This window comes from Pseudomonas sp. zfem003 (genome assembly GCF_032621675.1).
Classification (GTDB): domain Bacteria; phylum Pseudomonadota; class Gammaproteobacteria; order Pseudomonadales; family Pseudomonadaceae; genus Metapseudomonas; species Metapseudomonas otitidis.
Genome location: NZ_JAVYJG010000004.1, coordinates 143742 through 167009, shown reverse-complemented (window position 1 = coordinate 167009; position 23268 = coordinate 143742). Strand labels below are relative to the sequence as shown.

Sequence of the window (23268 nt, the reverse complement as noted above, 5' to 3'; positions counted from 1 at the left end):
GTCTAGCGAGCCGCCCTGGGCTGCGCGAGGCCGGCGTTCACTCCCGGTAGCGCTGCTGGAAGTCGGCGAGCATCTTCTGGTAGCGCCCCGTGCTGCGCAGCGCCTGCAGGCCCTTCTCGAACACAGCCGCGAGCCGCGCCCCATCCGGGTTGACCTTGGAGAAGGCCAGCCAGAAGCCATCCTCCTGCATCAACCCCACCTGTTTCACCCTGCCCCGAAACTCACCGCTCTGCTGGATGCGCATCAAGCCGGGCATGGTGTTCATCAGGATGTAGTCGACACGCCCCGCCGCCAGCATCTGCAGCAGCTGCGCATCGGAGTTGGCGGTGAAGCGCTCGATGGCCGGGTTCTCCATGAAGGCCGTCGGGTAGGTGTAGCCGTTGGTGATGCCGACGCTGTGGCCGTCGAGGTCGGCGGTCTTCAGGTCCTGCCGGGGTTCGTCGGCGCGACCGAAGATGGCCAGGCCTTCCTTGAACAGCGGGGTCGGGTGCCAGACGTATTGGTCGCGGTTGGCGTCGGTGATGGTGACGTCGAAGCAGGCCACGGCCTGCTTGCCCTCCTCTGCCAGCAGCAGGCAGCGGGAAAACGGCACGGTGAGGAACTGCACCGCCACGCCCTGGGTGGCGAACGCCTCGCGCACCAGCTCCGGTGCAAAGCCTTCAGGTTCTTTGCTGTCGAAACGCTTGGAAGAATAAGGTGCCCAGTCGTCCTCGGCGGCGATCACCACCGTTTCGGCCGCCACCGGCCCAACACAGGCAGCCAGCACGACTGCCAGGAGCCATGCTTTCATCACGCCCCTCCTCTATTGGCGCGGGCCGGCGGGCCCGCCATTGGCCTCCACCAGTTGGCTCGGCAGCTCGCGGGGCATCCAGATCTGGAAGTGCACCCCGGCACCGGGAGCGGACTCGAACTTCAACCGGCCATTGAGCTTGCGGGTGATCAGGTTGAAGACGATGTTCAGGCCCAGGCCGGTCCCACCCTCGCCGCGCTTGGTGGTGAAGAAAGGTTCGAAGATGCGCTCGTGCAGCTCCGCCGGTACGCCGCTGCCATTGTCACGGTAGTCCAGCAGCACCTCGTCGCCCTCAGCCTTCAGGGACAGGACGATTCGCGCGGCCTGGGTCTCGGAGAAGGCGTGGCGCACGCTGTTCATGATGAGGTTGGCCACCACCTGGGTGAGCACGCCGGGCAGGCTCTGCATGGTCAGCTCGGCGTCGCAGTCCAGCACCGGTTCCACCGGCACCTTGCGGGTCTCGGGGTGCAGGCTGGTTATCAGGGCCTCCAGCACCTGGCGCACCTGGAACTGGCAGCGGGCCTCGGACACCTGGTCCACGGCAGTCTGCTTGAAGTTGGCGATCAGCCGCGCGGCGCGGCCGATGTTGTGGTCGAGCATGGTGCTGCTGTCCTGGGCGCGCTGCAGCAGGCTGCGGAAGGCGTCGCTGGTCAGGGTCTGGGCCTGGAACTGGCTCTGCAACTCGCCCAGCACCTCTCCCAGCACCGAGGAGGCGGTGACGGCGATGCCCAGCGGGGTGTTCACCTCATGGGCCACCCCTGCCACCAGGCCGCCCAGTGCCGCCAGCTTCTCGGACTGGATCAGCTGCCCCTGGGCTTCGCGCAGCTGGCACACACTTTCAGTCAGCTCGCGGGTCCGCTCGGCGACGGTGGACTCCAGCTGGTCGGAGTAGGCCTTGAGCTTCTCCTCCCCTTCGCGCACCTGCCGCAGGTTGTCACCCAGGGCCTGCAGGTGCTGGTTGGTGGCGCGCACCAGCACGCCGATCTCGTTCTCGGCGTGTCCGGCGGGCTCGCTGAGGCGGGCGTTCTCCGGGGCGGCGATGTCCACCTGGGCAATGGAGAAGATCAGCTGGCGCAACGGACGGGTGACCCAGATATAGAAGATCAGCAGCAGGATCAGCGAGATGGCCAGAGCGTAGACCAGGCCGCTGACCAGGGTCACCACGGCGCGGTGGAGGAACTCGCCGCCGTAGGGGAAGGTGTCCACTTCCACCAGCAGGTCACCCAGCCAACCGGCAGCGCCGATGCCGAGCTTCTCGGTGGACAGGCGCAGTTGGTAGTGGCGCGTCATGCCGAACAGCATGTCGTTGAGGGCGCGGCCTTCGGTCTGCGTCAGGCTGCGGGAACGGTCGGCGAACAGCTTGCCTTCCGGCAGCATGATCCGTGCGCCGACCACGCCGCGCTGCTCGAGCATGCCCTTGAGCAGGTCGTCGGCGGTGCTCTGGTCGAGGCTGAACACCACGGTGGTGGCCGGGTCGCGCACCAGGCCGAACAGGGCCTGCACGTCCGCGTCCGGCAGGTCACGGCTGCGCTCATAGTCCAGCGCGATCTGCACCAGGCTGACCACCAGGCCCAGCGCCACCGCACAGACCAGGGTCAGGCGCAGCAGGCTGGCGGAAAGGCTGCGCCCGACCACGACCTGGCCTTGCTCGGGGCCGACAGGTGGCGCGGCGGTCATGGATGGTGCTCGTCCGGGTCGTCAGGGTACTGGTCACGGATGGCGAAGAAGGCGTCCTGGTGCTCCAGCAGCAGATCCACCAGTTGCGGCTCGAAATGCCGGCCACGCTCGGAGCGGATCAGGTCCAGCACCTGCTCACGGGGCCAGGGCTCCTTGTAGGCGCGCCGCGAACAGAGGGCGTCGAAGACATCCGCCAGGGCGATGATCCGCCCCGACAGGGGAATGGCGTCCCCGGCCAGGCCCTGGGGGTAGCCGTTGCCGTCCCAGCGCTCGTGGTGGTTGCCGGCGATCTGCGCGCCCACCTGCATCAGCAACCGGCGGGAGCGCTGTAGGATGGCCACGCCATAGTCGACGTGCTTCTTCATCACCACCCACTCGTCGGGGTCGAGCTTGCCGGGCTTGTGCAGGATGGCGTCGGGAATCGCCACCTTGCCGATGTCATGCAGCGGCGAGGCATGCTGGATCAGGTACACCTCGCGCTCCGGCAGGCCGTAGAGCCGCGCCAGCATTTCGCTGAACAGCGAAACGCGCTGCACGTGGGCGCCGGTCTCCTTGCTGCGCACCTCCACGGCGTTGGCCAGGGTGTAGACCAGCTCCTTGGAGGTTTCCTGCAGGTCTTCCAGCAGGTTGATGTTCTCGAAGGTGATGGCCACGTTGCGCATGTAGATTTCCAGCAACTGCCGGTCCAGCTCGCTCAGCGGCTCCAGGTGGGTGACGTAGAGCAGGCTGGCGCCGCCGCGCTCGTTGCTGTGGTAGAGCACGTAGGCGTCGTCGTAGTGGCACGAGGCCTTGGCCTCCAGCACCTGGCGGAAGCGCTCGGCGACATCACCAGGCAGGGTTTGCAGCGAGTCGTCGGCCTGGTAGCTGTGGAACTCGCCGGTGGCGGCCAGGGTGCGGGTCTGTTCGTGCCCTTCCCCGGGGCAGACCATGCAGTACAGCGCCGACTGTCCCAGATGCAGCAGGGTGGTCAGTTGCTCCAGCACCGTGGAGGAGAACACCTTGAGGGTCGCGGCGTTCTGCACCTTGGCACAGGCCTCCAGCACATGGCTCAGGCCCCGGCGCTGGGCCTCGATCACCCCCAGGTCGCGGTACGAGCGCAGCATTGAATACAGCAGCGTGCGCAGCTTCTGGGTGGTGAGCTCGGTCTTTTCCTTGTAGTCATCCACCTCGTATTCGCGGATGACCCGGTCCTCCGGCGCCTGGCCGGCCTGCCCGGTGCGCAGCACCAGGCGCGTCATGCGGTTGTTGCAGGTTTCCCGCAGGTAGCGCACCAGGTCCAGCCCGGCGTGCTCGGTTTCCATCACCACGTCGATCAGCGCCAGGGCGATGTCGTCCCGTGACTTGAAAATGTCACGGGCCTGGGCGGCGGAATAGGCGGGAACCAGCTCCAGGGGTCGCCCCTGGAACTCGAAGCCGCTCAAGGCGAGCCGGGTGACGGCGTGTACCTCGGCATCATCGTCCACCACCAGCACGCACCACGGCGGGATCGGCCGGGGAGCAGGCGGCGGTGAATGGGTTGAGGAGGGAGAATCGGCGAAGAAGTCCATAGCACTCATCCTGGACAAGGCCCAATGCCAGCAGCATAGACGGCCCGGATGGAGTGACTGGATTTTTTGCGTGTAAGCCGCTGCGCGGCGGCCTTAGGACGCCCCGGAAGCCGTCTGACTCCCGGGGCGCGAGGGGTCAGGCGAGGTCGCCGGCCTGCTCGCGCAGGGCCCAACCGCCCTGCCCGTCCACGTCCAGGCGGTGGGTATGGAACTGCGCCAGGGTGGCGCGGTGGCCGACGCTGACCAGCAGCGTCTCGTCCAGGTGCTCGCGCAGCAACGAGTAGAGGGCGTGCTCCAGGCCTTCGTCCATGGCCGAGGTGGACTCGTCGAGGAACACCACACGGGGCCGGTTGAACAGCACCCGGGCGAAGGCCAGGCGCTGCTGCTCGCCGATGGAGAGGATGCGCGTCCAGTCCTGGCTCAGTTCCAGGCGCTCGGCCAGGTGCGCGAGGTTGACCTGGCGCAGCGCCTGCTTCAGGCGTTCGTCATCCTCGGCCACGGCGGTATTGGGGTAGGCGATGGCGGTGCGCAGGTCGCCCAGGGGCAGGTAAGGGCGCTGGGAGAGGAACAGCGCCTGGTGCCCGCCGGGGCGGTACACGGTGCCTTCGGCATAGGGCCAGAGCCCCGCCAGCGCCCGCAGCAGGGTGGTCTTGCCGCTGCCCGAGGGCCCCTTGATCAGCAGCGCCTGGCCCGGCACCAGCTCCAGCGCCAGGTCGGCCAGCAGGCGGTGCCCGTCGGGGCGCAGCACGTCGAGACTTTCGATGCGCAGGCCATCGGCGGCCTCATGGGTGTCCACCTTGGGCAGCTCGCGGGCCTGCTGGTTGGCATCGAGGAAGCCGGTGAGACGGTCCAGGGTCGCGCGGTACTGGGCGAAGGTGTCGTAGGAGGTACGGAAGAACGACAGCGAATCCTGCACCTGGCCGAAGGCCTGGGAGGTCTGCATCACGTCACCCAGCTTGATCGCCCCGCTGAAGAAGCGCGGCGCCTGGAGAATGAACGGGAAGACCACCGCCACCTGGCTGACCACCAGGTTGAAGCCGTCGAACTTCAGGCTCCGGTAGACCATGGCCCAGACGTTGCCGATCAGCGCGCTGAAGCGACCCAGCAGCGTGCCGCGCTCGATGGCGGTGCCCTGGTAGAAGGCCACGTTCTCGGCGTACTCGCGCAGGCGCATCAGCGCATAACGGAAGTTCGCCGTGAGCTTTTCGTTGAGGAAGTTCAGCCGGATCAGCGGCCGGCCGAGGCGGAAGGCGATCCAGGTCGCGATGATCACGTAGATGTACACCGCGAAGACCATCGCCCGGGGGATCTCCACCCCGCCCACCGTCAGCGGTGCCGACAGGCCCCAGAGGATGCCGGTGAAGGCCACCAGCGACACCAGGGCACTCACCGCCCCCAGGGCCAGGGATACCGAGCCGGTGACGAAGGCGTTGACGTCCAGCTCGATGCGCTGATCGGGGTTGTCCACCGGCTCGTCGAGGAACTGCCCGCGGTAGTAGGCATCACCGTTCATCCAGTCGCCGGTCAGGCGCTCGGTGAGCCAGACCCGCCAGCGGATGTTGAAGGCCTGGGTGAGGTAGTAATTGAACAGCGCCCGCAGCACGTGGATGGCCGCCAGCACCGCGAAAATGCCGAGGAAGTACCAGAACGCCGTCTGGTCCAGGCCCTGCAACGCGCTGTAGAAGCCGTTGTACCAGAACGAGAACAGCACGTTCATGCGCACCGAGAACAGCGCCATCACCAGCAGCAGGGTGAAGACCAGCAGCGGCTTCCAGCTGCGCTTGGGGCTGAGATAGGGGCCGGCGACCTGCCAGAACTGACTGCCCCAACGGGTGAATCGAACCGCCAGCGCAGCGGCGGCGGAGAACGCAACGATGGTGACCAGGGACGCGACAGCGAGCCAGCTCAGGCTCTCCTGCAGGGCCTTGCTCCAATCCATTTCCATGCTGGGTATCCGTGCTTCGGGGGAAGGGAACGACGCGGTCGGGCCGGAGCCCGCCCCAGGCCACCGAAGCGAGGCGGTGGCGCTGTGTCGGCGCGCAGTATAAACAGCACCGGCCGCGTCGGAACATCCATCAGGGGCGGTGTCAGCCGGCGTTCAGCTGACCACCGCCCTGCCCGCCTCAGCCCTGGGCGGGCTGGCCGATGCAGGTGTAGCCGAAGGGGTTGTGGCGGATATCGCCCAGTTCGTAGCCGAAGTCCGGCCGCGCCAGGTACGGGCTCGACGGCTCGGCGGCGGGCTCGACCCCGAACGCGGCCAGGAAGGCCTGCTCGAAGCGCGCCACCGCCGCCTCCTGGGCCTCCAGGTCGACCTCTTCGTCCTCGGCGAAGCGGATCACGAAGTCCGGCAGGCCCAGGTGCTGCATGCCGCAGGTGTAGAGCAGGTTCTCGTGGCCGATGGGCTTGCGCACGAACAGGCGGTACAGCGTCAGCAGCATGCGCCGTTGGTCACGGGCCTCCACCGACGCCTCCAGCGCATCGATCAGCTCCTTCCAGCGCGCCAGGCCATGGGCCAGGCCCGCCGTCTCGACCTTGGCGGCCGTGACCAGCCCCTGCTCGATCAGGCGCCCCAGGGCCCGCGCCGCCGCCATCGCCGCAACGATGCGGGTGCGCTCGTGGTGAATGCGCGGCATCACGAAATAGGCGGTGGCGGTATGCGCCTCGATGGCTGCCTCGTCCTCCTCGGTCATGGACGGCTCCGTGCGGTCGGCACAGATGCGGTAGGAGCGCGGCATGCGGTCGTCGTGCTCCAGCTCGCTGAAAGCCTCGTCCAGGCGGAAGGTCTCCAACCCCATGGAGGCCGTCATCGACTCGAAGGTCTCGCGCAGCGCGTCGAAGCGTTCGAAGGTGCCCAGCACATTGAGGATGATGTCCGGCGGCAGGTCGGCCTTCAGCTCGGCCAGGCGCTGGTCCGCCGCACGGATGTAGGCCTCCAGCATCCCCAGGTAACGCACCGCGCTGGCCTGGACGGCCGGCGCCTGTTCCGCGAGCGGGAAGGTATCCAGGCAGTCCGCCCCCTCGCCGTCCACCTCCATGGGCTGGAAGAGCAGCTCGTGGCGCTGCGCCTCGGCATCCACCAGTTTGAAGATGAAATGCCGGTGGTCATCGAAGCCATTGTCCGGACCGGGGCCCGACTCGTTGGCCACCGCGATGCGGAATCGGTCCGGGAGGAACTCGACGTACAGCTCGACGCTGTCGCCCTCCCCGTCCTCCAGCTCCAGCCAGTCATAGCTGTCGCCACCGGCCTCGTAGCGCAGGTAGTGCTCCTGCACGTAGTCGGTCTCCAGCAGCGCCTGGATACGGGCGTAATCGATTGCACTCAAGGGGTTCATGGCGGCCTCTGGCGGTCCTGGGATGGGGGCCGGGATCGACACGGCCCAAAGCCCGGCATCCTAAGGCAAAGCCGCCGCCGCGCCTGAGAAGCAGATCGCGGCGGTTGAATGCGGTGGGAGGTCAGTGCTGGGGAGGCAGGATGGCGGGTCGGAATACGGACGCCGGATAGAGCAGCGCAGCCAAGAACCACCCAAGAGCAGCGCAGGATGCGTCAAATCCCCTGTCAGTTGAATGCTGCAACGGGCAGGGATCACCCATGGCGCTCAATTCCGCCAGCAGCCGGCGTAGCGTTCGCATACGCCAAAGCGGCGATCCAGTTCAGCCATTCGGCTCAAATGCGCGGCCAGCCCTTCCTTGCGAGCGACCGTGCGCCAGTCGTAGTAGCGCTTGAGCATCAAGGCGTTCAAAGCAGCCGCCTTGGAACGGTCCAGCTCCGGGCTGTCCGGGACATAGGTGCGCAACTCGTCGGTTTCCAACGGACTCAGGCGGGCACTGTAGTCGTCCTTGTATTTCTTCAATACGGTTTCACCCATCGCCAAGGTGTCCTGCAGGAAGCTCATCAAGGCGGCCTGGTATTGCACCCAATACTCGTCAGGTAATGTCAGCCCCATCGACGTCTTGCGCTCCGCCACCATTCCCTCGGTCACTTTGAGCTGATCGGCCTTTGATAGGGGCTGAACGCTTCGCTTCATTTCAGGCGTGAGGCTGTCGGCGATGATCTGATCGATCATCGCCGTTCGTTCAGGAGTGGCCGGTAGGGCGGCCGGCGCCTCGGGGAAAATCGCGTTGCTTCCAGCGCAACCGGGCAGCCCCTTTTCAAGCAACACCAACGGATGACGCATGACTCGCCCACCGTCCTGACTGAGGCGTGCCATCGACGAGATGCACTGCCGCCCGTTGGAAGAAAAGGTCAGTTCGTATTCGGCACCCGCCTCAGGCGTGAAGTTGAAGCCGGTGGAGCACACGTGGGAGCTGCCGCTGGAGTTGTTCCGCAGGAAAACTTCCTTGCCGGGTTTCAAGCGTATCTCCAGGTATGCATCCGACTCCTTCGCGGGAGCGATGGTCATGCCTGCCCGGCGACGGGTGTTGCCCGTGAGCATGTTGTTGAGGATTCCTGTTGTCGCCCCGTCGCAATGCGCTTCGTCGAAGACGTCGAGGGTCGCGTTCTCCATGTCGCTGACGAAGCGCAACTTGGCCGCGTCGGGCTGCGTGGCGTCAGAGTAAGAGCCGTTGATGCTGCAGCCCGTGAGCAGAAGCGCGAACGAAGTCAGCGCCATCAATGAGCGAAATGGGGGAAAATCTGGCGAAATCACGGTTCATCCTTGAGGCAAGCGCAAAGGCGGCGATCCTAATGAAGCCCCCTCCCAGCGTCCAGCCACGCAACTGCCAATCACTTCACCTATTCATCACCTGAGGCTCTCAATGTTCGTTTTCCGCCCGCTCACCATTGGAGGGTTTCTCGCCCTGCTGGTCGGTTGCGCCCCCATGCCAGCAGAGATGTCCCTGGACAGCAGCCCTCGCTCCGCCCGGGACGCAGGCCTGATCGTCGGTTCCCTGGTCGACGGCGGCCCCTACGGCACCTGGATCGGCTTCCGTCACCTGCAGACAGGCCAGGTCATGGGGTGGGGAGCCAAGGACCTCTATTCAGCCTGGCTGCCGGCTGGTGACTACGAAGTGCAGGAAATGGGCTCTCGCCGAGGCACGATGGGCCCGTTTGGCGCGCCCCTGCGTTTCACCGTGAAGCAGGGTGAAATCAACTACCTGGGAGAGCTGCTCTACAACTGCCCGGAACCCATCGAGTCGGCAGCACGCTATGGCGTCAAGCACTGCGGCCTCTTTGCCTTGGGCACTTGCGAGGTTACTTACGCCTCAGCGCGCATCTGCATCGTGAACCGTCAGGAATCGGCTCTACGCAGCTTCCTCAAAGAGCATCCTGAACACTCGACCCTACCGGTACGCTCGGCGCTCATGTCCGGAAGCAATCGCTGACGCCGGGGCCAGGAAAAGCACCTTGACCTTCCAGTTCCTCCTGCTTCTGGCAGCCGGCCCTGAGTGGCCGGTCATGAAACATCGCCTCCGTGGTTTCGCCAAGCTCAAGGGCCCGCCAGAATGCACGCCTGATACACCCCACCCCACGCAAGGAATGCCCATGGAGTTCTTCAAGAAGCTGCTCGGCTCATCACAAGCAGGTACCCCCGATACACCCTCTGATTCAGACCAGGAAGGCATGACACCGGCCGAGCAGGCCCGGCAAGTCGCACTGGAGGCCAGTGGCGAGCGCCTGGACCGGCACTGGCAAGGCATCGGTGCCGTCGAGCGCGATGTGCTGACCTTCCTCATCAGCCCCAGCTTCACCGGCGGGCCTTACTGGCCTTCCACCCGCCAGTCCTACCGGGTCGTCCGCCGTGACGGCAGCATCATCCTGGCCACCGACGGCCTCTGCTACCCGTTCGACGACGGCGACGAGCCGGTCAACGGCTTCGAACTGGAACTGTTCATCGACACCCCGGATATTCCCGAGCACGCACAAGGTGCCCCTGGCGACGTGGACCCGCTGCGCAACAGCTGGGCCTATGAGGTGCTCAAGAGCGTGGCCGATACCGTTGCGGACGCAGGTGGCATCACGACCCAGCTGGAGCGCTACGGCGCCCTCTCCCTGGAGCTGCCCGGCGTGAGCCAGTCCAACTGCGTGGGCAGCCAGGTGCCCCCGGCCTTCATCACCGAAGACGACTGCGTCGGCATCCTGCTGGGCGGCCCCGCGCCAGACTTCGCCACCCGCCTGGAGGACATGCCGTTGTCGCCGGTCACCCTGGTGCCGGTGGTGCTCATCACTGCCGCCGAGCTGGACTACATCCGCTCCGGCGGCCAGGCCGCGCGCCAGGACCTGCTGCAGCGCCTGCAGTCCGCCGGCATCGGGCACCGCAGCCTGCTCACCCGTCCCAGCGTCGTGTAGACACACGGGCAAGACACGCCAAGCTCAGCCGAAGAACAACCCATGCACTACTGGAACCAGGACAACTTCCAGAGCCTCACGGCCATCGCCGAAGCCTACGCCGACACGCCCGGCTACGAAGGCTTCGCCGCGTACTGCCAGCTGCGCGAGCGCGGGTTGAAGAAGCCGGCCCTGCAGGCCCTGGCCGGCTTCATCGCCGCCTGCCGCCACGCGCCCCTGGACGTGCAGCGCGAGCGCGCCTGCGAGCTGGCGGCGCTGCACTACCACACGCCTGCCGCCCACCAGCTCCTGGCGCAGCCGCTGCGGGTGTACCTCGGTCAGATACTGGAAGCCTGGTGCCAGGAGGCACCGCCCTCACCCGTGCCCTACCGCTGGGCCGCGGTGATCAAGGAAGACACCGCCTACTTCCACCAGGCGCTGGAACAGGACCCCAACGACGCCATAGCCCTCTACCGGCTGGCGGTCGCCTACCTGGGCCAGGTGGACTACCAGACCCACCACCTCGGCGAGTCGTTCTTCATCGGTGACGAAGCCCATGCCGAAACCGCCCTCGCCCGGGCCGGCGAGCTAATCGCCCGGCTCGCCCCCGAGCAGACGCCGAAGTGGCTGGAAGAGGAGCAACGCCACTGCCGCGCCCTGCTGGACGCCTGGGCCCGCTATCGCTCAGCCGACACGTCCGCCTCCTTCCCGGAGTGGTGCGAGGCGCAAGGGCTGGTGTTCGGTTTCAGCCAGGCGTTCTATTACGCGCGCTGAAGGCGAGCGGCGCCAGCCGCGCAAGAACGATCAAATCGCCTCGACGCCCTCTTGCTAAGGTCGGTGCCGTCTTCAAGGAGTGCCCTATGCCGAGCATCGAACAGGTCCTGTGGTTCATCGAGTCCGAACAGGATGCCAGCCTGGACCTCGGGGCCGTCGCGGCCCACGCCAGGCTGTCGCCATTCGCCCTGTCGCGTCTGTTTTCCCTCGCCACCGGCTGGTCGGTGATGCGCTACATCCGCGCCCGCCGCCTGACCCGGGCGGCCCATGCCCTGGGCGACGGCACGCGGGACATCCTGCAGGTGGCGCTGGATGCGGGCTATGGCTCCCATGAAGCCTTCACCCGTGCCTTCAGCGACCTGTTCGGGGTCACGCCCCGGCAGGTTCGCGAACAGGGGCACGGCAACCTGCACCTGGTGGAGCCCTTGCGCATGAAAGCCATGAATTTCGTGGAGCTGTCCGAACCCCGCTTTGAAACCCGCCCCGACTTCCTCATCGCCGGCCTGGGCGAACGCTTCACCTTCGACCGCAACGAAGGCATCGTCGGCCTGTGGCAGGCCTTCGCCCCCTATATGGGGCGGATTCCCGGCCAGTCCACCGACGTCACCTATGGCCTGTGCTGCAACCCGGGCGAGGACGGCAGCTTCGAATACATCGCCGGCGTCGAAGTGTCCCGTATCGACGGGCTACCGCCCACCTTCCGCCACTTCAAGGTGCGCCAGCAGGACTACGCCGTGTTCCGCCACCTCGGCCACATCTCCACCATCCACCAGACCTTCCTCACCATCTTCAACAAATGGCTGCCGGCGTCCGGGTACGCCTTCGCCAACGCCCCGGAATTCGAGCAATACAGTGCCGATTTCGAGCCGATGCAGGGGACGGGGTTCGTGGAAGTGTGGGTGCCGGTGGTGCGACGCGCGCTTGGGTGAGTCGGCTGTCGCTCCTCCGGCTAGCCACCCACCCGCAACCAGATCACCGAGGCATCGTCGCTGGCCTTGAAGCGCGGGTAGCGCAGGCAAGCCGCGTCCTCGCGCTCGATGCGGCGCAGTTCCTCGGCCAGCGGCAGCAGGCCGCTTTCCAGTACCCGGGCCATCAGGGTCGGAGCGTCGTAGTGGTGGTAGGTGTCGATCAATGCGGCGAAGCCGTCGCTCATCAGCAACAGGTCGTCGCCGGCGGCCAGGGGCGCCTGGGCGTATTGCAGGGCGGCCCTCGCCTGCTCGGCGTCGACGCTCAGCACCGCCTTGGGCCGCTCGCGGGCGGCGCGGCGGTCGGCCACGACATGAGCACTGCGGACGTTGTCGGCGCCAATGCCGGGGCCCAGGGCCTGGGCTTCGGCCTGCTCCTGCCGGCGATCCGGCTGCGGCGTGAGGAAGGCCACACCCTGGGCGCTGCGGTGGATCACGGTGCAGTCGCCGAGAAAGCCGCAGGCCAGCCGGTCGCCTTCCAGGGCGATGGCGGCAAGGGAGGCACGGGGCAGTTCCCAGGCAGCGACGGGCTCGCGCTGGCGATCACGCCGGTAGTCGGCAGCGACGGCCTGGAAAACCTGCTCGCACAGCGAGGCCAGGGGGCCCGAAGCGGCCATGAAGCCGCGATGGGCCGCGTCGGCCAGCCAGGCCGCACCACCCCGCTGCCCCATCAGGCCCGGCTCGCCCAGGTCGGTGGCACCGTCGATGACCCAGGCATGCCGCCCGGCACAGCCGACGCGGTCGTCGTTGGGAACGGCGGCCTTGCCGGCAAGGCTGAGGGTCTGGATCAGGTCGAGGTGCATGGCGGTTCCTTCATGTGCGTAGTGCGGGCGGCGCCCATTCTAGGGGCAGTGAATCCTGAATAAGAAATGCTTATCCCTGCGTCCGAACCTACGCAGCACCTGCCTGCTGTCAGTGTCCCTGGCCGATCGAACGAACAGGAGCCACCGTTCGCAGGATGAACAACGGAAAAGGCCTTCAACAAACTCCTCCCTGCTTCCCTGGCACTTTTACCCCGGCAAATGGTTGCATCAAACAACCATATTGCTAGGGAGTACAAACATGGAGCACCAGTCCGCGTTGATAGAAAGGGTTCGCCACGCCTCGCGGGCGATTGTCCGTGAGCTTGGCTTCATGGACTCGACGCTGGCTCAAACGCGCTACCCGGCTTCGTCCGTGCACGCCCTGCTGGAAGTCGGAGTGCAAGGCCAAAGCACAGCTGCACAGATCGCCCAAAGATTGAACCTGGACAAATCCAGCGTCAGCCGGCTGCTGAAGAAGCTGATAGCAGCAGGAGAGCTGCAAGAAGCAGATTGCCAGCGGGATGCCCGAATCAAATTACTGTCATTGACAGCCAAGGGACGCCACACCCTTGAGGCCATCAACCGCCATGCAGAAGCGCAGGTCGAGTCAGCATTGGGGCGCCTTCCCAGCCATGACCGAGGCACCGTGGCCGCAGGGCTCGCCCTGTATGCACAGGCCCTCGGTTCAATGCGGGGTGAGCACGCAGGTGCAACCCTTCCCTCGCCGCAGCTCTACCCAGGCTACAGACCAGGGCTGATCGGCCGAATCACCCAGATGCATGCAGACTTCTATGCCCGTAACTCAGGCTTCGGGCAGTTCTTCGAAAGCCAGGTCGCCAGCGGCCTCGCCGACTTCTGCGAACGACTGGTACACCCCTGCAATCAGCTGTGGACCGCCGTCGCCGGGGAGCACATCGTGGGCTCGATCGCCATCGACGGCCAGTCCATGGGCCATAACGAAGCCCATCTGCGCTGGTTCATGCTTGAAGAGGCGTATCACGGACACGGCCTGGGACGATGCTAATTGGAGACCGCACTTGGCTTCTGCGACACGAATGGCTTTGACGCGGTCCATCTATGGACGTTCAGCGGACTGGACGCCGCCCGCCACCTCTACGAAAAGCAGGGGTTTGTGCTGAGACAAGCGCAGGAGGGGAATCAATGGGGCGCCCCCGTCATTGAGCAACACTTCATTCGCACCCGCAGGTGAAGACGCGCTCAGTCGGCGGTCAGAAAACTCAGGTCCGGTAGCCCTGCGCCAGCAGCCAACCCTGCACCTTGCGCCGTGGCTCGGGCGCCAGCGCGGCCAGGGCCGCGTCCAGCCGACCGGCCTGCAGGGCGCGAACGATGGGCGCCAGCTCGGTGCCGTCCAGGTGCCAGACACCCAGGGGCTGGTCGGCGGTGATGACCACCTCCCGGGCCTCGATCAGCTCGCCCTGGATCACCGGTGCCGACTCCACCCGCACCTGGTGGATGTCCGCCTCGGCATGCAGCGGCGCGGCATCGGGCCAGGTGCGGCGATCACGCCAGAACGGCTGCTCCGGCCAGCGCTGCTCCAGGGCATAGAAGTCACGGCCGGTACGGGCGAAACGCTGGAACAGGTGCTCGACCCGGCGCTGGTGGAAGGTTCGGGCCAGGGCGGCGCGCTCCGGGTGACGCAACAGGGTGTTGATCACCGCCGGGGCCTGCAGCGCGGAGGACAGGGACTGGAAGATGCCGTTGCCGGACAGCGGGTCCACCGCCATCGCCGCATCCCCGACCCGCAGCCAGTCGGGGCCGCTGGCCTCGTGGAAGAGGATCGCGGTGCTGCTGCGGGCATGCAGGCTGGCGGGTTGCAGTGCAGCCTCGCCAAACAGCTCGCGCACCCGAGCGGACTGCCGACGACGTTCGGCGCACCAGGTCGGCAGCCGGTCCCGGGGCGGCAGGTCGCTGGCGGTGGCGTCGAGGGTGATCTGCCAATAGCAGCGGCCGTCGGCCAGCCGCGCCATCCAGGCCCAGCCGTCGGCCAGGCTTTCAACCGCCGAGCCGGCCAGACCGGGGGCGTCGTGCCACTGGTTGAGCAGGCTGAGGGTCTCCGGCCCGCGCAGCCGTCCGCCGGCCAGGGGCGCGGAGCGTCCGCGCGCTTCCACCAGGAAGCCGGCCCGCAGAACCTCGCCGCCTTCCAGGTGCACGGCGTGGCCGTCGGGGCCGTGCGCCACCTTGAGTACCCGCGCTTCCAGCACCTCGATACCGGCAGCCTGCAGGTCGTCGCGCAGGGCGGCGTCGAAGACCGGGCGATCCAGCAGGCATTCCTGGTTGATGGATTGTCCCTCGCCGTTCCACTGCACCCGACGCGGCGAGGGTGCCGCTGCAGTAGCCAGCGCCCGGTGCAACCCGGCCTGGCGCAGCCCCTCCAGCACCCGCTGGGAGACGCCTTCAACCGCCGCGAAACGACGCCACTCGCTGACCACCCGCACCGGGTAACCCAGGCGCGTGAGGCCCAGGGCGACGGCGGCACCGGCCGGGCCGGCGCCGAGGATGAGGATTTCAGTCATGGCCGCGCCGCTCCGGCCCGTGGTAGGCGGCGCCCTGGCGCAGCGCCTGCAGCAGGGCGTCCCGGCTGATGCCCGGCTGGCGCGCCAGGTACGCAGCCAGGGTGCCGGCCAGGGCCGCGCAGGCGACGCTGGCACCGGCGACGCCGTTGTGGGCTGCCACATGGGCACCGAAGTCGGCCTGGCGGGTGCCGAGCCAGGACCACTGCCCCGGCGTGCAACGGGCATCGCCGGTGATGCGGATGACGCCCGGGTAGCTGGCCGGGTACACCGGCTCGCCCTGGGCCGGGCTGGAGGCACAGAGCAGCACGCCGGCGGCCTGGAGCCGGGCGCAGGCGTCACGCAATACCGGCCGGTCCGTGCGCAGGCCCAGGCTCATGCTCACCAGGCTCACCTCCTGCTCCAGCAGCCAGCAGAGGGCGGCGGCGATCTGCAGCGGGCTGGTCTGTCCCCGCTCGCCGAATACCTGGGCCATGCAGACACCCACCGGGCCGGCCTGGCGGCGGAAGGTATCGAGCACCACCTGGCCGTGGCCGAGGCTGTCGGGCTGGACGTCGCCTTCACGCAGTTCGCCGTCCTCCAGCCAGAAGCGCCGGGACGCTTTGACGCCATCGGCCTGCGCCGGAGCGAAGCCGCTGTCGATCAGGCCGATGCGCACGTCAGCGGCCATCGACAGCGACCTCGGCTGCCAGCGGACGCAGGCGCCCCTGCTCCAGGCGCAGGTGCAGGTCCGCCTCGGCGAGGGTGGATGGCCGGTGGCTGATGAGGATGCGCGTGCGCCCGGCGAACAACTGGTCGATGGCGGCGATCACCTCGCGCTCGGTGGCTTCGTCCACTGCCGAGGTGGCTTCGTCCAGCACCAGGATCAGCGGGGCCTGCAGCAACGCGCGGGCGATGGCGATGCGCTGTTTCTGCCCGCCGGAAAGCTGCTGGCCACGCTCGCCCAGGGGGTTGTCCAGCCCCAGCGGCAGGGCGGCCACCAGGCCGTCCAGCCGGGCCAGGCGCACCACCCGTTCCAGGGCCTCGCGGCTGGCGTCGGGGGCGCTGTAGGCGAGGTTCTCCGCCAGGGTGCCGCGGAACAGGACGATGTCCTGGCTGACCACGGCAATGCGCCGGCGCAGGGCCAGCAGGTCCAGCTCACGCAGGTCGACCCCATCCAGCAGGATGCGCCCCTGGTCGGGGTCGTAGAAGCGCTGCAGCAGGTCGATCAGGGTGGACTTGCCGACGCCCGAGGCGCCGCTGATGGCCACCTTGAGCCCGGCGGGAATCTCCGCGTCCACACCTTCCAGCACGGCGCCGGCACGCTGCTCGTGAGCGAAGTGCACGCCCTCCAGGCGCAGGGTGCCGGGGCCGTCCGGCAGGGGCACGGGCGTGACGGGCGGGCGCACTGGCACCGGCTCCTGCTGCAGCTCCATGACCCGCCCGAGACTGACCGTCATGCGCTGCAGCGCGACGTAGAGGCCAAGCAGGCTCTGCACCGGCCCCACGGCCATGCCGAGGTAGGTGGAGAAGGCGATCAGCGCGCCCAGTTGCCAGGTGCCCTGGATGACCCAGTAGCCGCCGATGAGGAAGGCGCAGGCGCGGGACAACGAGGTGAGCGTGCCCGGCACCGCGTGGGTGAAGAACTCGGTGACCTGCACCCGCAGCAGCTGGCGCATGTAGCCCTGCCCCAGGCCCTCCAGACGGTGGGCTTCGCGGGCCTGCTGGCCAGCGGCCTGGATGAACTTCATCGCCGGCAGGGTTTCCACCAGGAAGGACGACACATCCGCCGAACGTTCCCGCAGGCTGCGCACCTCGCGCTCGACCTTGCGGCGCATCCAGCGCAGCCAGAGCACTTCCACGGGGATCAGCAGCGCCAGCAGCAGGGACAGCTGCCAGGACAGCAGCAGCATCAGGCTCACCGCGCCGATCAGCCCGATGAGACTGGAGACGGCAGAGAACAGCGAATCCACGGCGAAACGCTGGATTTCCGCCACGTCGCCATCCAGGCGCGACAGGATGTCGCCGATGCGCTTGCGCCCGTAGAAGGCCGGCGAGAGCTGCTGCAGGTGGCGGTAGAGGTCGTCGCGCAGGGCGAAGAGGATGCGCCCGGAAAGCCGGGTGTGCAGGTAGCGGTTGATGCCCGAGAGCGCGGTGCCGATCAGGCCGACGACGATCATCGCCACCGCCACCTGCACCAGCAGGCCGAAGTCCTTGGCCAGCAGGCCCTCGTCGATCAGCGTCTTGGTCAGCCAGGGCTGGGCCAGCACCAGCAGCGATGCCCCGAGGGACAACCCCAGCAACACGGCGATGGCGCGCAGCTGCGGGCGCACGAAGCCGTAGAGCCAGGCCAGGGCGCGGCGCAGCAGCTCGGGGTCGTGGGCGTCGACGAGCTTGAGCAGGAGGCGGGTCATACCGTCACCCGGGCATACCGGAACGTTGTAGGTGCAGCCGTAGCCCGGGCTTCAGCCCGGGTCTGCCCAGGCACACGGCATCGCGAATGAATTCGCTCCCACAGCGCCTTCAAGGGCGTCATCCCCTGAGCTGCTTGAGCTTGCGGTACAGGGTGGCGCGGCTGATGCCCAGGGCATCGGCGGCGGCGGAGACATTGCCCTGGTGCCGCTCCAGGGCGGCGCGGATCAGCTCCAGTTCGTTCTCGCGGATGCTGCCGGGCTGGCGGGTGGTGGCGGTGAGGTCGTCCAGCAGGCTGTCGGTGAGGTGGTCCAGCCCCAGCACGGTCTCCCCCGGTTCGCGCATGGCCAGGGCCGCGCGCAGGACCATTTCCAGCTGGCGGATGTTGCCCGGCCAGTCGTAGCCGCTGAACAGCTCGGCGAGGTCCTTGTCCAGGCTGACGTCGCTGGCACCGAAGCGGGCCAGCACGCTGGCGATCATCCCGGCCAGGTCGTCCCGCTCGCGCAGGGCCGGCAGGCGCAGGCTGACGCCGTTGATGCGGTAGTAGAGGTCTTCGCGGAAGTGCTGGTCCTGCACCAGGCGGCGCAGGTCGCGGTGGGTGGCACAGATCACCGCCACGTCGATGGCCTGCTCCTCGGCGGCGCCGAGGGGGGCCACCCGGCGCTCCTGCAGCACCCGCAGCAGGCGGGCCTGGAGCGCGAGGGGCATGTCGCCGATCTCGTCGAGGAACAGCGTGCCGCCGTGGGCCTGCATCAAGCGGCCGACCATGCCGCCACGGCGGGAGCCGGTGAAGGCGCCTTCGCGATAACCGAACAGCTCGGACTCGATCAGGCCCTCGGGAATGGCCGCGCAGTTCACCGCCACGAAGGGTTTCTCGGCACGCGGGCTGGCCTGGTGCAAGGCGCGGGCCACCACCTCCTTGCCGGTGCCGGTTTCCCCCAGCAGCAGCACGGGCAGGTCGCTGGCCAGGGCCTGGCGGGCCATGCGCAAGGCGCGGGCGAAGCGGCCGTCGTGGCCGGCCAGGGCCTCCAGGGCCTGGGATGTCGTATGGCTGGGCGCCTTGGCCGCCGCCGGGGCCGTGTGGCCGAGGGGGCTGTGGCGGGGCACCTGGAGCGCGCGGAAGAAGAACTCGCCCTGGGCGGTCTGCACGCTGCTGACGCCGCCCTTGAGCAGGCGGGCAATGAACGGAGCGGCGCGCTCGCCGATGAGGTCGCTGCCACGGCGGCCCACCAGGGCATCCCGGCCGACCCGCAGCAGTTCGCAGGCCCGCTCGTTGGCGGCGACCACCTCGCCCTCCAGGCTCAGGGCCAGCAGCCCGTGCCAGGCGCTGCCCAGGTACTGCGGACGGTTGTGGAAGGCCACTACCAGGTGATCGCCGTAGGTCAGGGCGAACAGGCGGCTCTCGATGTTGCCGGCGGCCAGCATCAGGGTGGCGAGGTTGTCCTCGGGCTGGGCCATGACGCCTTGCCGGGTCAGGTCCAGCACGCCCACCACCTGCCCCTGGGGATCGCGCAGCGGCACCGAGGTGCAGGAGAACGGGCTGAGTCGGTCGAGATAATGCTCGCCGCAGTTGATCAGGGTCGGTCGGCCTTCCACCACCGCCGTGCCGATGGCGTTGGTGCCCCGGCTCGATTCGCTCCAGCAGCTGCCGGGGCGCAGGTCACGCAGGCCGGAGCCCTTGAGGAATTCGGTCTGGCCTTCGATGGCCAGCAGGTTGGCCTGGGCGTCGCCGAGGATGATCAACCCGCCCTTGCCCTGCTGGCTGACCAGGTACTCCAGCTCGGGGGTGGCGGCATCGATCAGCAGGCGGTTGCCTTCCAGCAACAGGCCGAGGTCGTGATGACGGAGTTCGGGCTGCTCGCCTTCGAGGCAGTTGAGCCCGTGGCCGAGGCTGCGCCGCCATGAGGCATCGATCTCCTCGCGGAGCACACCGCGGGGCAGTTCGCCTTCGTTGAGCAGCTTCAGCCGTGCCTGGTACGACTGGTGAAGTGGATCGGTCGCCATTTTTATTCGAATGTCCTGCGCCATCTCTCGCTCCAGCAACCGCCCGGCCTGGCCGTGGCGGACTGCACGCCCTGACTGTCTACACCCCCCGGCCGGTGCCGTAAAGAGCGCCGGTTCCGCAGGCTGGAAGCCAGCAAGTATCGGGCCACAGGGGCTATTTGCCGCTGCCTGGCGCCGAGTTGACAGCGAGTTTACCCAGGTTTACGTTAACGTAAAGGTAAACAAGCCGAGCCCCCTCCCCCATGTCCAAGACCTACAGCATTTCCGACCTGGCCCGCGAACTGGATGTGACCACCCGCGCCATCCGCTTCTATGAGGAGCAAGAGATGCTCTTCCCCGAGCGCCGGGGCCAGGAACGCATCTACAGCCCCAAGGACCTGGTGGCCCTGAAGCTCATCCTGCGTGGCAAGCGCATCGGCTTTTCCCTGGCCGAGTGCAAGGAGCTGATCGACCTCTACGACCCCAGCAGCGGCAACCGCAAGCAGCTGGAAACCTTCATGGAGAAGATCGCCGCCCGCCGCGCACAACTCGAACAGCAGTTGCTGGACATCCAGCAGATGCAGCTGGAACTGGACACGGCCGAGGAACGCTGCCTGGCGGCCCTGGCCGAGACCGAACGCAAGCAGGCCGCCAAGGCCTGATCCCCTACCCGACTCACCGACAATCACAAGCACAGGTGGAACCATGACCTACTCGAGCCTGAACTTCGCCCTCGGCGACACCCTCGACATGCTGCGCGAACAGGTGCAAGCCTTTGTCGCCGCCGAACTGGCGCCCCGCGCCGCCGAGATCGACCGCGACAACGCCTTCCCCATGGACCTGTGGAAGAAGTTCGGCGACATGGGTCTGCTGGGCGTGACCGTCGGCGAGGAATACGGCGGTGCCGGCCTGGGCTACATGGCCCACGTCATCGCCATGGAGGAGATCAGCCGCGGCTCGGCCTCGGTGGCCCTCTCCTACGGCGCCCACTCCAACCTGTGCGTCAACCAGATCAAGCGCAACGGCACCCACGAACAGAAGCAGAAGTACCTGCCCAGGCTGATCAGCGGCGAGCACGTCGGCGCCCTGGCCATGAGCGAGCCCAACGCCGGCTCCGACGTGGTTTCCATGAAGCTGCGCGCCGACCGCAAGGGCGACCGCTTCGTCCTCAATGGCAGCAAGACCTGGATCACCAACGGCCCCGACGCCAACACCTACGTGATCTACGCCAAGACCGACCTGGACAAGGGCCCCCACGGCATCACCGCCTTCATCGTCGAGCGCGACTGGAAGGGTTTCTCCCGTGGCAGCAAGTTCGACAAGCTCGGCATGCGCGGCTCCAACACCTGCGAGCTGTTCTTCGATGACGTGGAAGTGCCGGAGGAGAACGTCCTCGGCGCGGTCAACGGCGGCGTCAAGGTGCTGATGAGCGGCCTGGACTACGAGCGCGTGGTGCTGGCCGGCGGCCCGGTGGGCATCATGCAGGCCTGCCTGGACGTGGTGGTGCCCTACATCCACGACCGCAAGCAGTTCGGCCAGAGCATCGGCGAGTTCCAGTTCATCCAGGGCAAGGTGGCCGACATGTACACCCAGCTGGCCGCCAGCCGCGCCTACCTGTATGCCGTGGCCCAGGCCTGCGACCGTGGCGAGACCACCCGCAAGGACGCCGCCGGGGTGATCCTCTACACCGCCGAACGCGCCACCCAGATGGCCCTGGAGGCGATCCAGATCCTCGGCGGCAACGGCTACATCAACGAGTTCCCCACCGGGCGCCTGCTGCGCGACGCCAAGCTCTACGAGATCGGCGCCGGCACCAGCGAGATCCGCCGCATGCTGATCGGCCGCGAGCTGTTCAACGAAACCCGCTGATCCTCGACCGACGCCCCTCCCCCTCCGGGAGGGGCGCGAAACGCACGACTCGGAGCGCCCCAGATGGCCATCCTGCATACCCAGATCAACACCCGCACCCCGGAATTCGCCCGCAACCGCGAGGCCATGCAGGCCCAGGTGGACGACCTGCACCGCCTGCTCGGCCGCATCCACGAAGGCGGCGGCGCCAAGGCCCAGGAACGCCACACCTCGCGGGGCAAGCTGCTGCCGCGTGAACGCATCAACCGCCTGCTGGACCCGGGCTCGCCCTTCCTCGAGATCGGCCAGCTGGCAGCCCATGAGGTCTACGGCGAAGAGGTCCCCGCCGCCGGCGTGGTGGCCGGCATCGGCCGCGTCGAAGGCGTGGAATGCATGATCGTGGCCAACGACGCCACGGTGAAGGGCGGCTCCTACTACCCGCTGACGGTGAAGAAGCACCTGCGGGCCCAGGCCATCGCCCAGGAGAACCGCCTGCCCTGCATCTACCTGGTGGACTCCGGCGGCGCCAACCTGCCGCGCCAGGAAGAGGTCTTCCCGGACCGCGAGCACTTCGGCCGCATCTTCTTCAACCAGGCCAACATGAGCGCCCAGGGCATCCCGCAGATCGCCGTGGTGATGGGCTCCTGCACCGCCGGCGGCGCCTACGTGCCGGCCATGAGCGACGAGACCATCATGGTGCGCAACCAGGCCACCATCTTCCTCGCCGGCCCGCCGCTGGTGAAGGCCGCCACCGGCGAGGTGGTGACCGCCGAGGAGCTGGGCGGCGCCGACGTGCACTGCAAGACCTCCGGTGTGGCCGACCACTACGCCGAGAACGACGAGCACGCCCTGGCCCTGGCCCGCCGCAGTGTCGCCAACCTCAACTGGCGCAAGGCCGGCGAGCTGAACCTGCGCACGCCCATCGCCCCGCGCTACGCCAGCGAGGAGCTGTACGGGGTGATTCCGGCGGACGCCAAGCAACCCTTCGACGTGCGCGAAGTGATCGCCCGCCTGGTAGACGACTCCGCCTTCGACGAGTTCAAGGCCCTGTTCGGGACCACCCTGGTGTGCGGCTTCGCCTTTCTTCACGGCTACCCCATCGCCATCCTCGCCAACAACGGCATCCTCTTCGCCGAGGCTGCGCAGAAAGGCGCGCACTTCATCGAGCTGGCCTGCCAGCGCGGCATCCCGCTGCTGTTCCTGCAGAACATCACCGGCTTCATGGTGGGCAAGAAGTACGAGGAAGGCGGCATCGCCAAGCACGGCGCCAAGCTGGTCACCGCCGTGGCCTGCGCACGGGTGCCGAAGTTCACTGTGATCATCGGCGGCAGCTTCGGCGCCGGTAACTACGGCATGTGCGGCCGGGCCTACGACCCGCGCTTCCTGTGGATGTGGCCCAACGCGCGGATCGGCGTGATGGGCGCCGAGCAGGCCGCCGGCGTGCTCACCCAGGTCAAGCGCGAGCAGAGCGAACGCGCCGGCCACAGCCTGAGCGCCGAGGAAGAGGCGCGCATCAAGCAGCCCATCCTCGAACAGTACGAACGTCAGGCCCACGCCTATTACTCCAGCGCGCGGCTCTGGGACGACGGCGTCATCGACCCGGCGCAGACCCGCGAGGTGCTTGGCCTGGCGCTCTCGGCCAGCCTCAACGCGCCGATCGAAGCGACCCGCTTCGGCGTGTTCCGCATGTAGCC

18 protein-coding genes and 1 pseudogene are annotated in these 23268 nt (G+C 67.6%); 8 read left to right on the top strand and 11 right to left on the bottom strand.

All coding sequences use genetic code 11. The features are described 5' to 3' along the window. Positions 1–37: 37 nt before the first annotated feature. The 6 genes from RTK35_RS09905 to RTK35_RS09880 all read right to left on the bottom strand — a co-directional run bounded on the left by RTK35_RS09905 (position 38) and on the right by RTK35_RS09880 (position 8660). Complete coding sequence (locus RTK35_RS09905; RefSeq protein WP_316907888.1) at positions 38–790, bottom strand: transporter substrate-binding domain-containing protein; 753 nt, start codon at positions 788–790, stop codon at positions 38–40. Positions 791–802: 12 nt separating this feature from the next. Beyond that, positions 803–2467 carry an ATP-binding protein gene (locus RTK35_RS09900; RefSeq protein ID WP_316907887.1) on the bottom strand — a complete coding sequence of 555 codons (1665 nt, stop codon included), beginning with the start codon at positions 2465–2467 and terminating at the stop codon, positions 803–805. Then, a complete protein-coding gene (locus tag RTK35_RS09895) occupies positions 2464–4014 on the bottom strand; it encodes a DUF3369 domain-containing protein (RefSeq protein ID WP_236214250.1) in 1551 nt (516 codons plus the stop codon). Before RTK35_RS09895 ends, RTK35_RS09900 begins: the two co-directional genes overlap by 4 nt. Positions 4015–4150: 136 nt before the next feature. Further along, positions 4151–5959, bottom strand: coding sequence for an ABC transporter ATP-binding protein/permease (locus RTK35_RS09890; protein ID WP_044399638.1), 1809 nt, complete (start codon positions 5957–5959; stop codon positions 4151–4153). Positions 5960–6137: 178 nt separating this feature from the next. Then, complete coding sequence (locus tag RTK35_RS09885; protein WP_182850234.1) at positions 6138–7346, bottom strand: hypothetical protein; 1209 nt, start codon at positions 7344–7346, stop codon at positions 6138–6140. 264 nt (positions 7347–7610) lie between these two features. Then, positions 7611–8660, bottom strand: a complete 1050-nt coding sequence (locus RTK35_RS09880; protein WP_316907886.1) for a hypothetical protein — start codon at positions 8658–8660, stop codon at positions 7611–7613. A gap of 109 nt (positions 8661–8769) precedes the next feature. Between RTK35_RS09880 and RTK35_RS09875 the strand changes: the two genes are divergently transcribed. From RTK35_RS09875 to RTK35_RS09860, 4 genes are all read left to right on the top strand, one after another. Then, positions 8770–9336: a hypothetical protein gene (locus RTK35_RS09875; protein ID WP_316907885.1), complete on the top strand. Its 567-nt coding sequence runs from the start codon at positions 8770–8772 to the stop codon at positions 9334–9336. Between the two features lie 160 nt (positions 9337–9496). Next, positions 9497–10300, top strand: coding sequence for a Suppressor of fused protein (SUFU) (locus RTK35_RS09870; protein WP_316907884.1), 804 nt, complete (start codon positions 9497–9499; stop codon positions 10298–10300). A 42-nt stretch (positions 10301–10342) separates the two neighbouring features. Beyond that, positions 10343–11053, top strand: a complete 711-nt coding sequence (locus tag RTK35_RS09865) for a hypothetical protein (protein ID WP_316907883.1) — start codon at positions 10343–10345, stop codon at positions 11051–11053. A gap of 86 nt (positions 11054–11139) precedes the next feature. Beyond that, a complete protein-coding gene (locus RTK35_RS09860) occupies positions 11140–11982 on the top strand; it encodes an AraC family transcriptional regulator (protein ID WP_316907882.1) in 843 nt (280 codons plus the stop codon). A 20-nt stretch (positions 11983–12002) separates the two neighbouring features. On the opposite strand, the gene RTK35_RS09855 is transcribed toward RTK35_RS09860, so the two are convergent. Continuing rightward, a complete protein-coding gene (locus RTK35_RS09855) occupies positions 12003–12821 on the bottom strand; it encodes a protein phosphatase 2C domain-containing protein (protein WP_316907881.1) in 819 nt (272 codons plus the stop codon). A 259-nt stretch (positions 12822–13080) separates the two neighbouring features. Between RTK35_RS09855 and RTK35_RS09850 the strand changes: the two are divergent. Further along, positions 13081–14031: pseudogene (locus tag RTK35_RS09850) on the top strand (GNAT family N-acetyltransferase). A 28-nt stretch (positions 14032–14059) separates the two neighbouring features. On the opposite strand, the gene RTK35_RS09845 reads toward RTK35_RS09850, so the two are convergent. From RTK35_RS09845 to RTK35_RS09830, 4 genes are all read right to left on the bottom strand, one after another. Continuing rightward, positions 14060–15355, bottom strand: coding sequence for an NAD(P)/FAD-dependent oxidoreductase (locus tag RTK35_RS09845; RefSeq protein WP_316907880.1), 1296 nt, complete (start codon positions 15353–15355; stop codon positions 14060–14062). Then, positions 15348–16022 (bottom strand): peptidase S8 and S53 subtilisin kexin sedolisin, encoded by a 675-nt coding sequence (locus tag RTK35_RS09840; RefSeq protein WP_316907879.1) that lies wholly within the window; start codon positions 16020–16022, stop codon positions 15348–15350. The genes RTK35_RS09845 and RTK35_RS09840 overlap by 8 nt, the downstream gene beginning before the upstream one ends. After that, the gene (locus RTK35_RS09835) at positions 16012–17745 is read right to left on the bottom strand and encodes an ABC transporter ATP-binding protein (RefSeq protein WP_316907878.1); all 1734 of its coding nucleotides are present in this window, start codon (positions 17743–17745) and stop codon (positions 16012–16014) included. Before RTK35_RS09835 ends, RTK35_RS09840 begins: the two co-directional genes overlap by 11 nt. A gap of 118 nt (positions 17746–17863) precedes the next feature. Continuing rightward, positions 17864–19771 carry a sigma-54-dependent Fis family transcriptional regulator gene (locus RTK35_RS09830; RefSeq protein ID WP_316907877.1) on the bottom strand — a complete coding sequence of 636 codons (1908 nt, stop codon included), beginning with the start codon at positions 19769–19771 and terminating at the stop codon, positions 17864–17866. A 218-nt stretch (positions 19772–19989) separates the two neighbouring features. Between RTK35_RS09830 and RTK35_RS09825 the strand changes: the two genes are divergently transcribed. The 3 genes from RTK35_RS09825 (at position 19990) to RTK35_RS09815 (ending at position 23266) form a co-directional block, all read left to right on the top strand. Next, positions 19990–20388: a MerR family transcriptional regulator gene (locus tag RTK35_RS09825; RefSeq protein ID WP_044399652.1), complete on the top strand. Its 399-nt coding sequence runs from the start codon at positions 19990–19992 to the stop codon at positions 20386–20388. A 43-nt stretch (positions 20389–20431) separates the two neighbouring features. Next, entirely contained in the window at positions 20432–21595 is a 1164-nt protein-coding gene (locus RTK35_RS09820) for an isovaleryl-CoA dehydrogenase (RefSeq protein ID WP_044399656.1), read from the top strand. Positions 21596–21658: 63 nt separating this feature from the next. After that, complete coding sequence (locus RTK35_RS09815) at positions 21659–23266, top strand: carboxyl transferase domain-containing protein (RefSeq protein ID WP_142008581.1); 1608 nt, start codon at positions 21659–21661, stop codon at positions 23264–23266. Positions 23267–23268 lie beyond the last annotated feature (2 nt).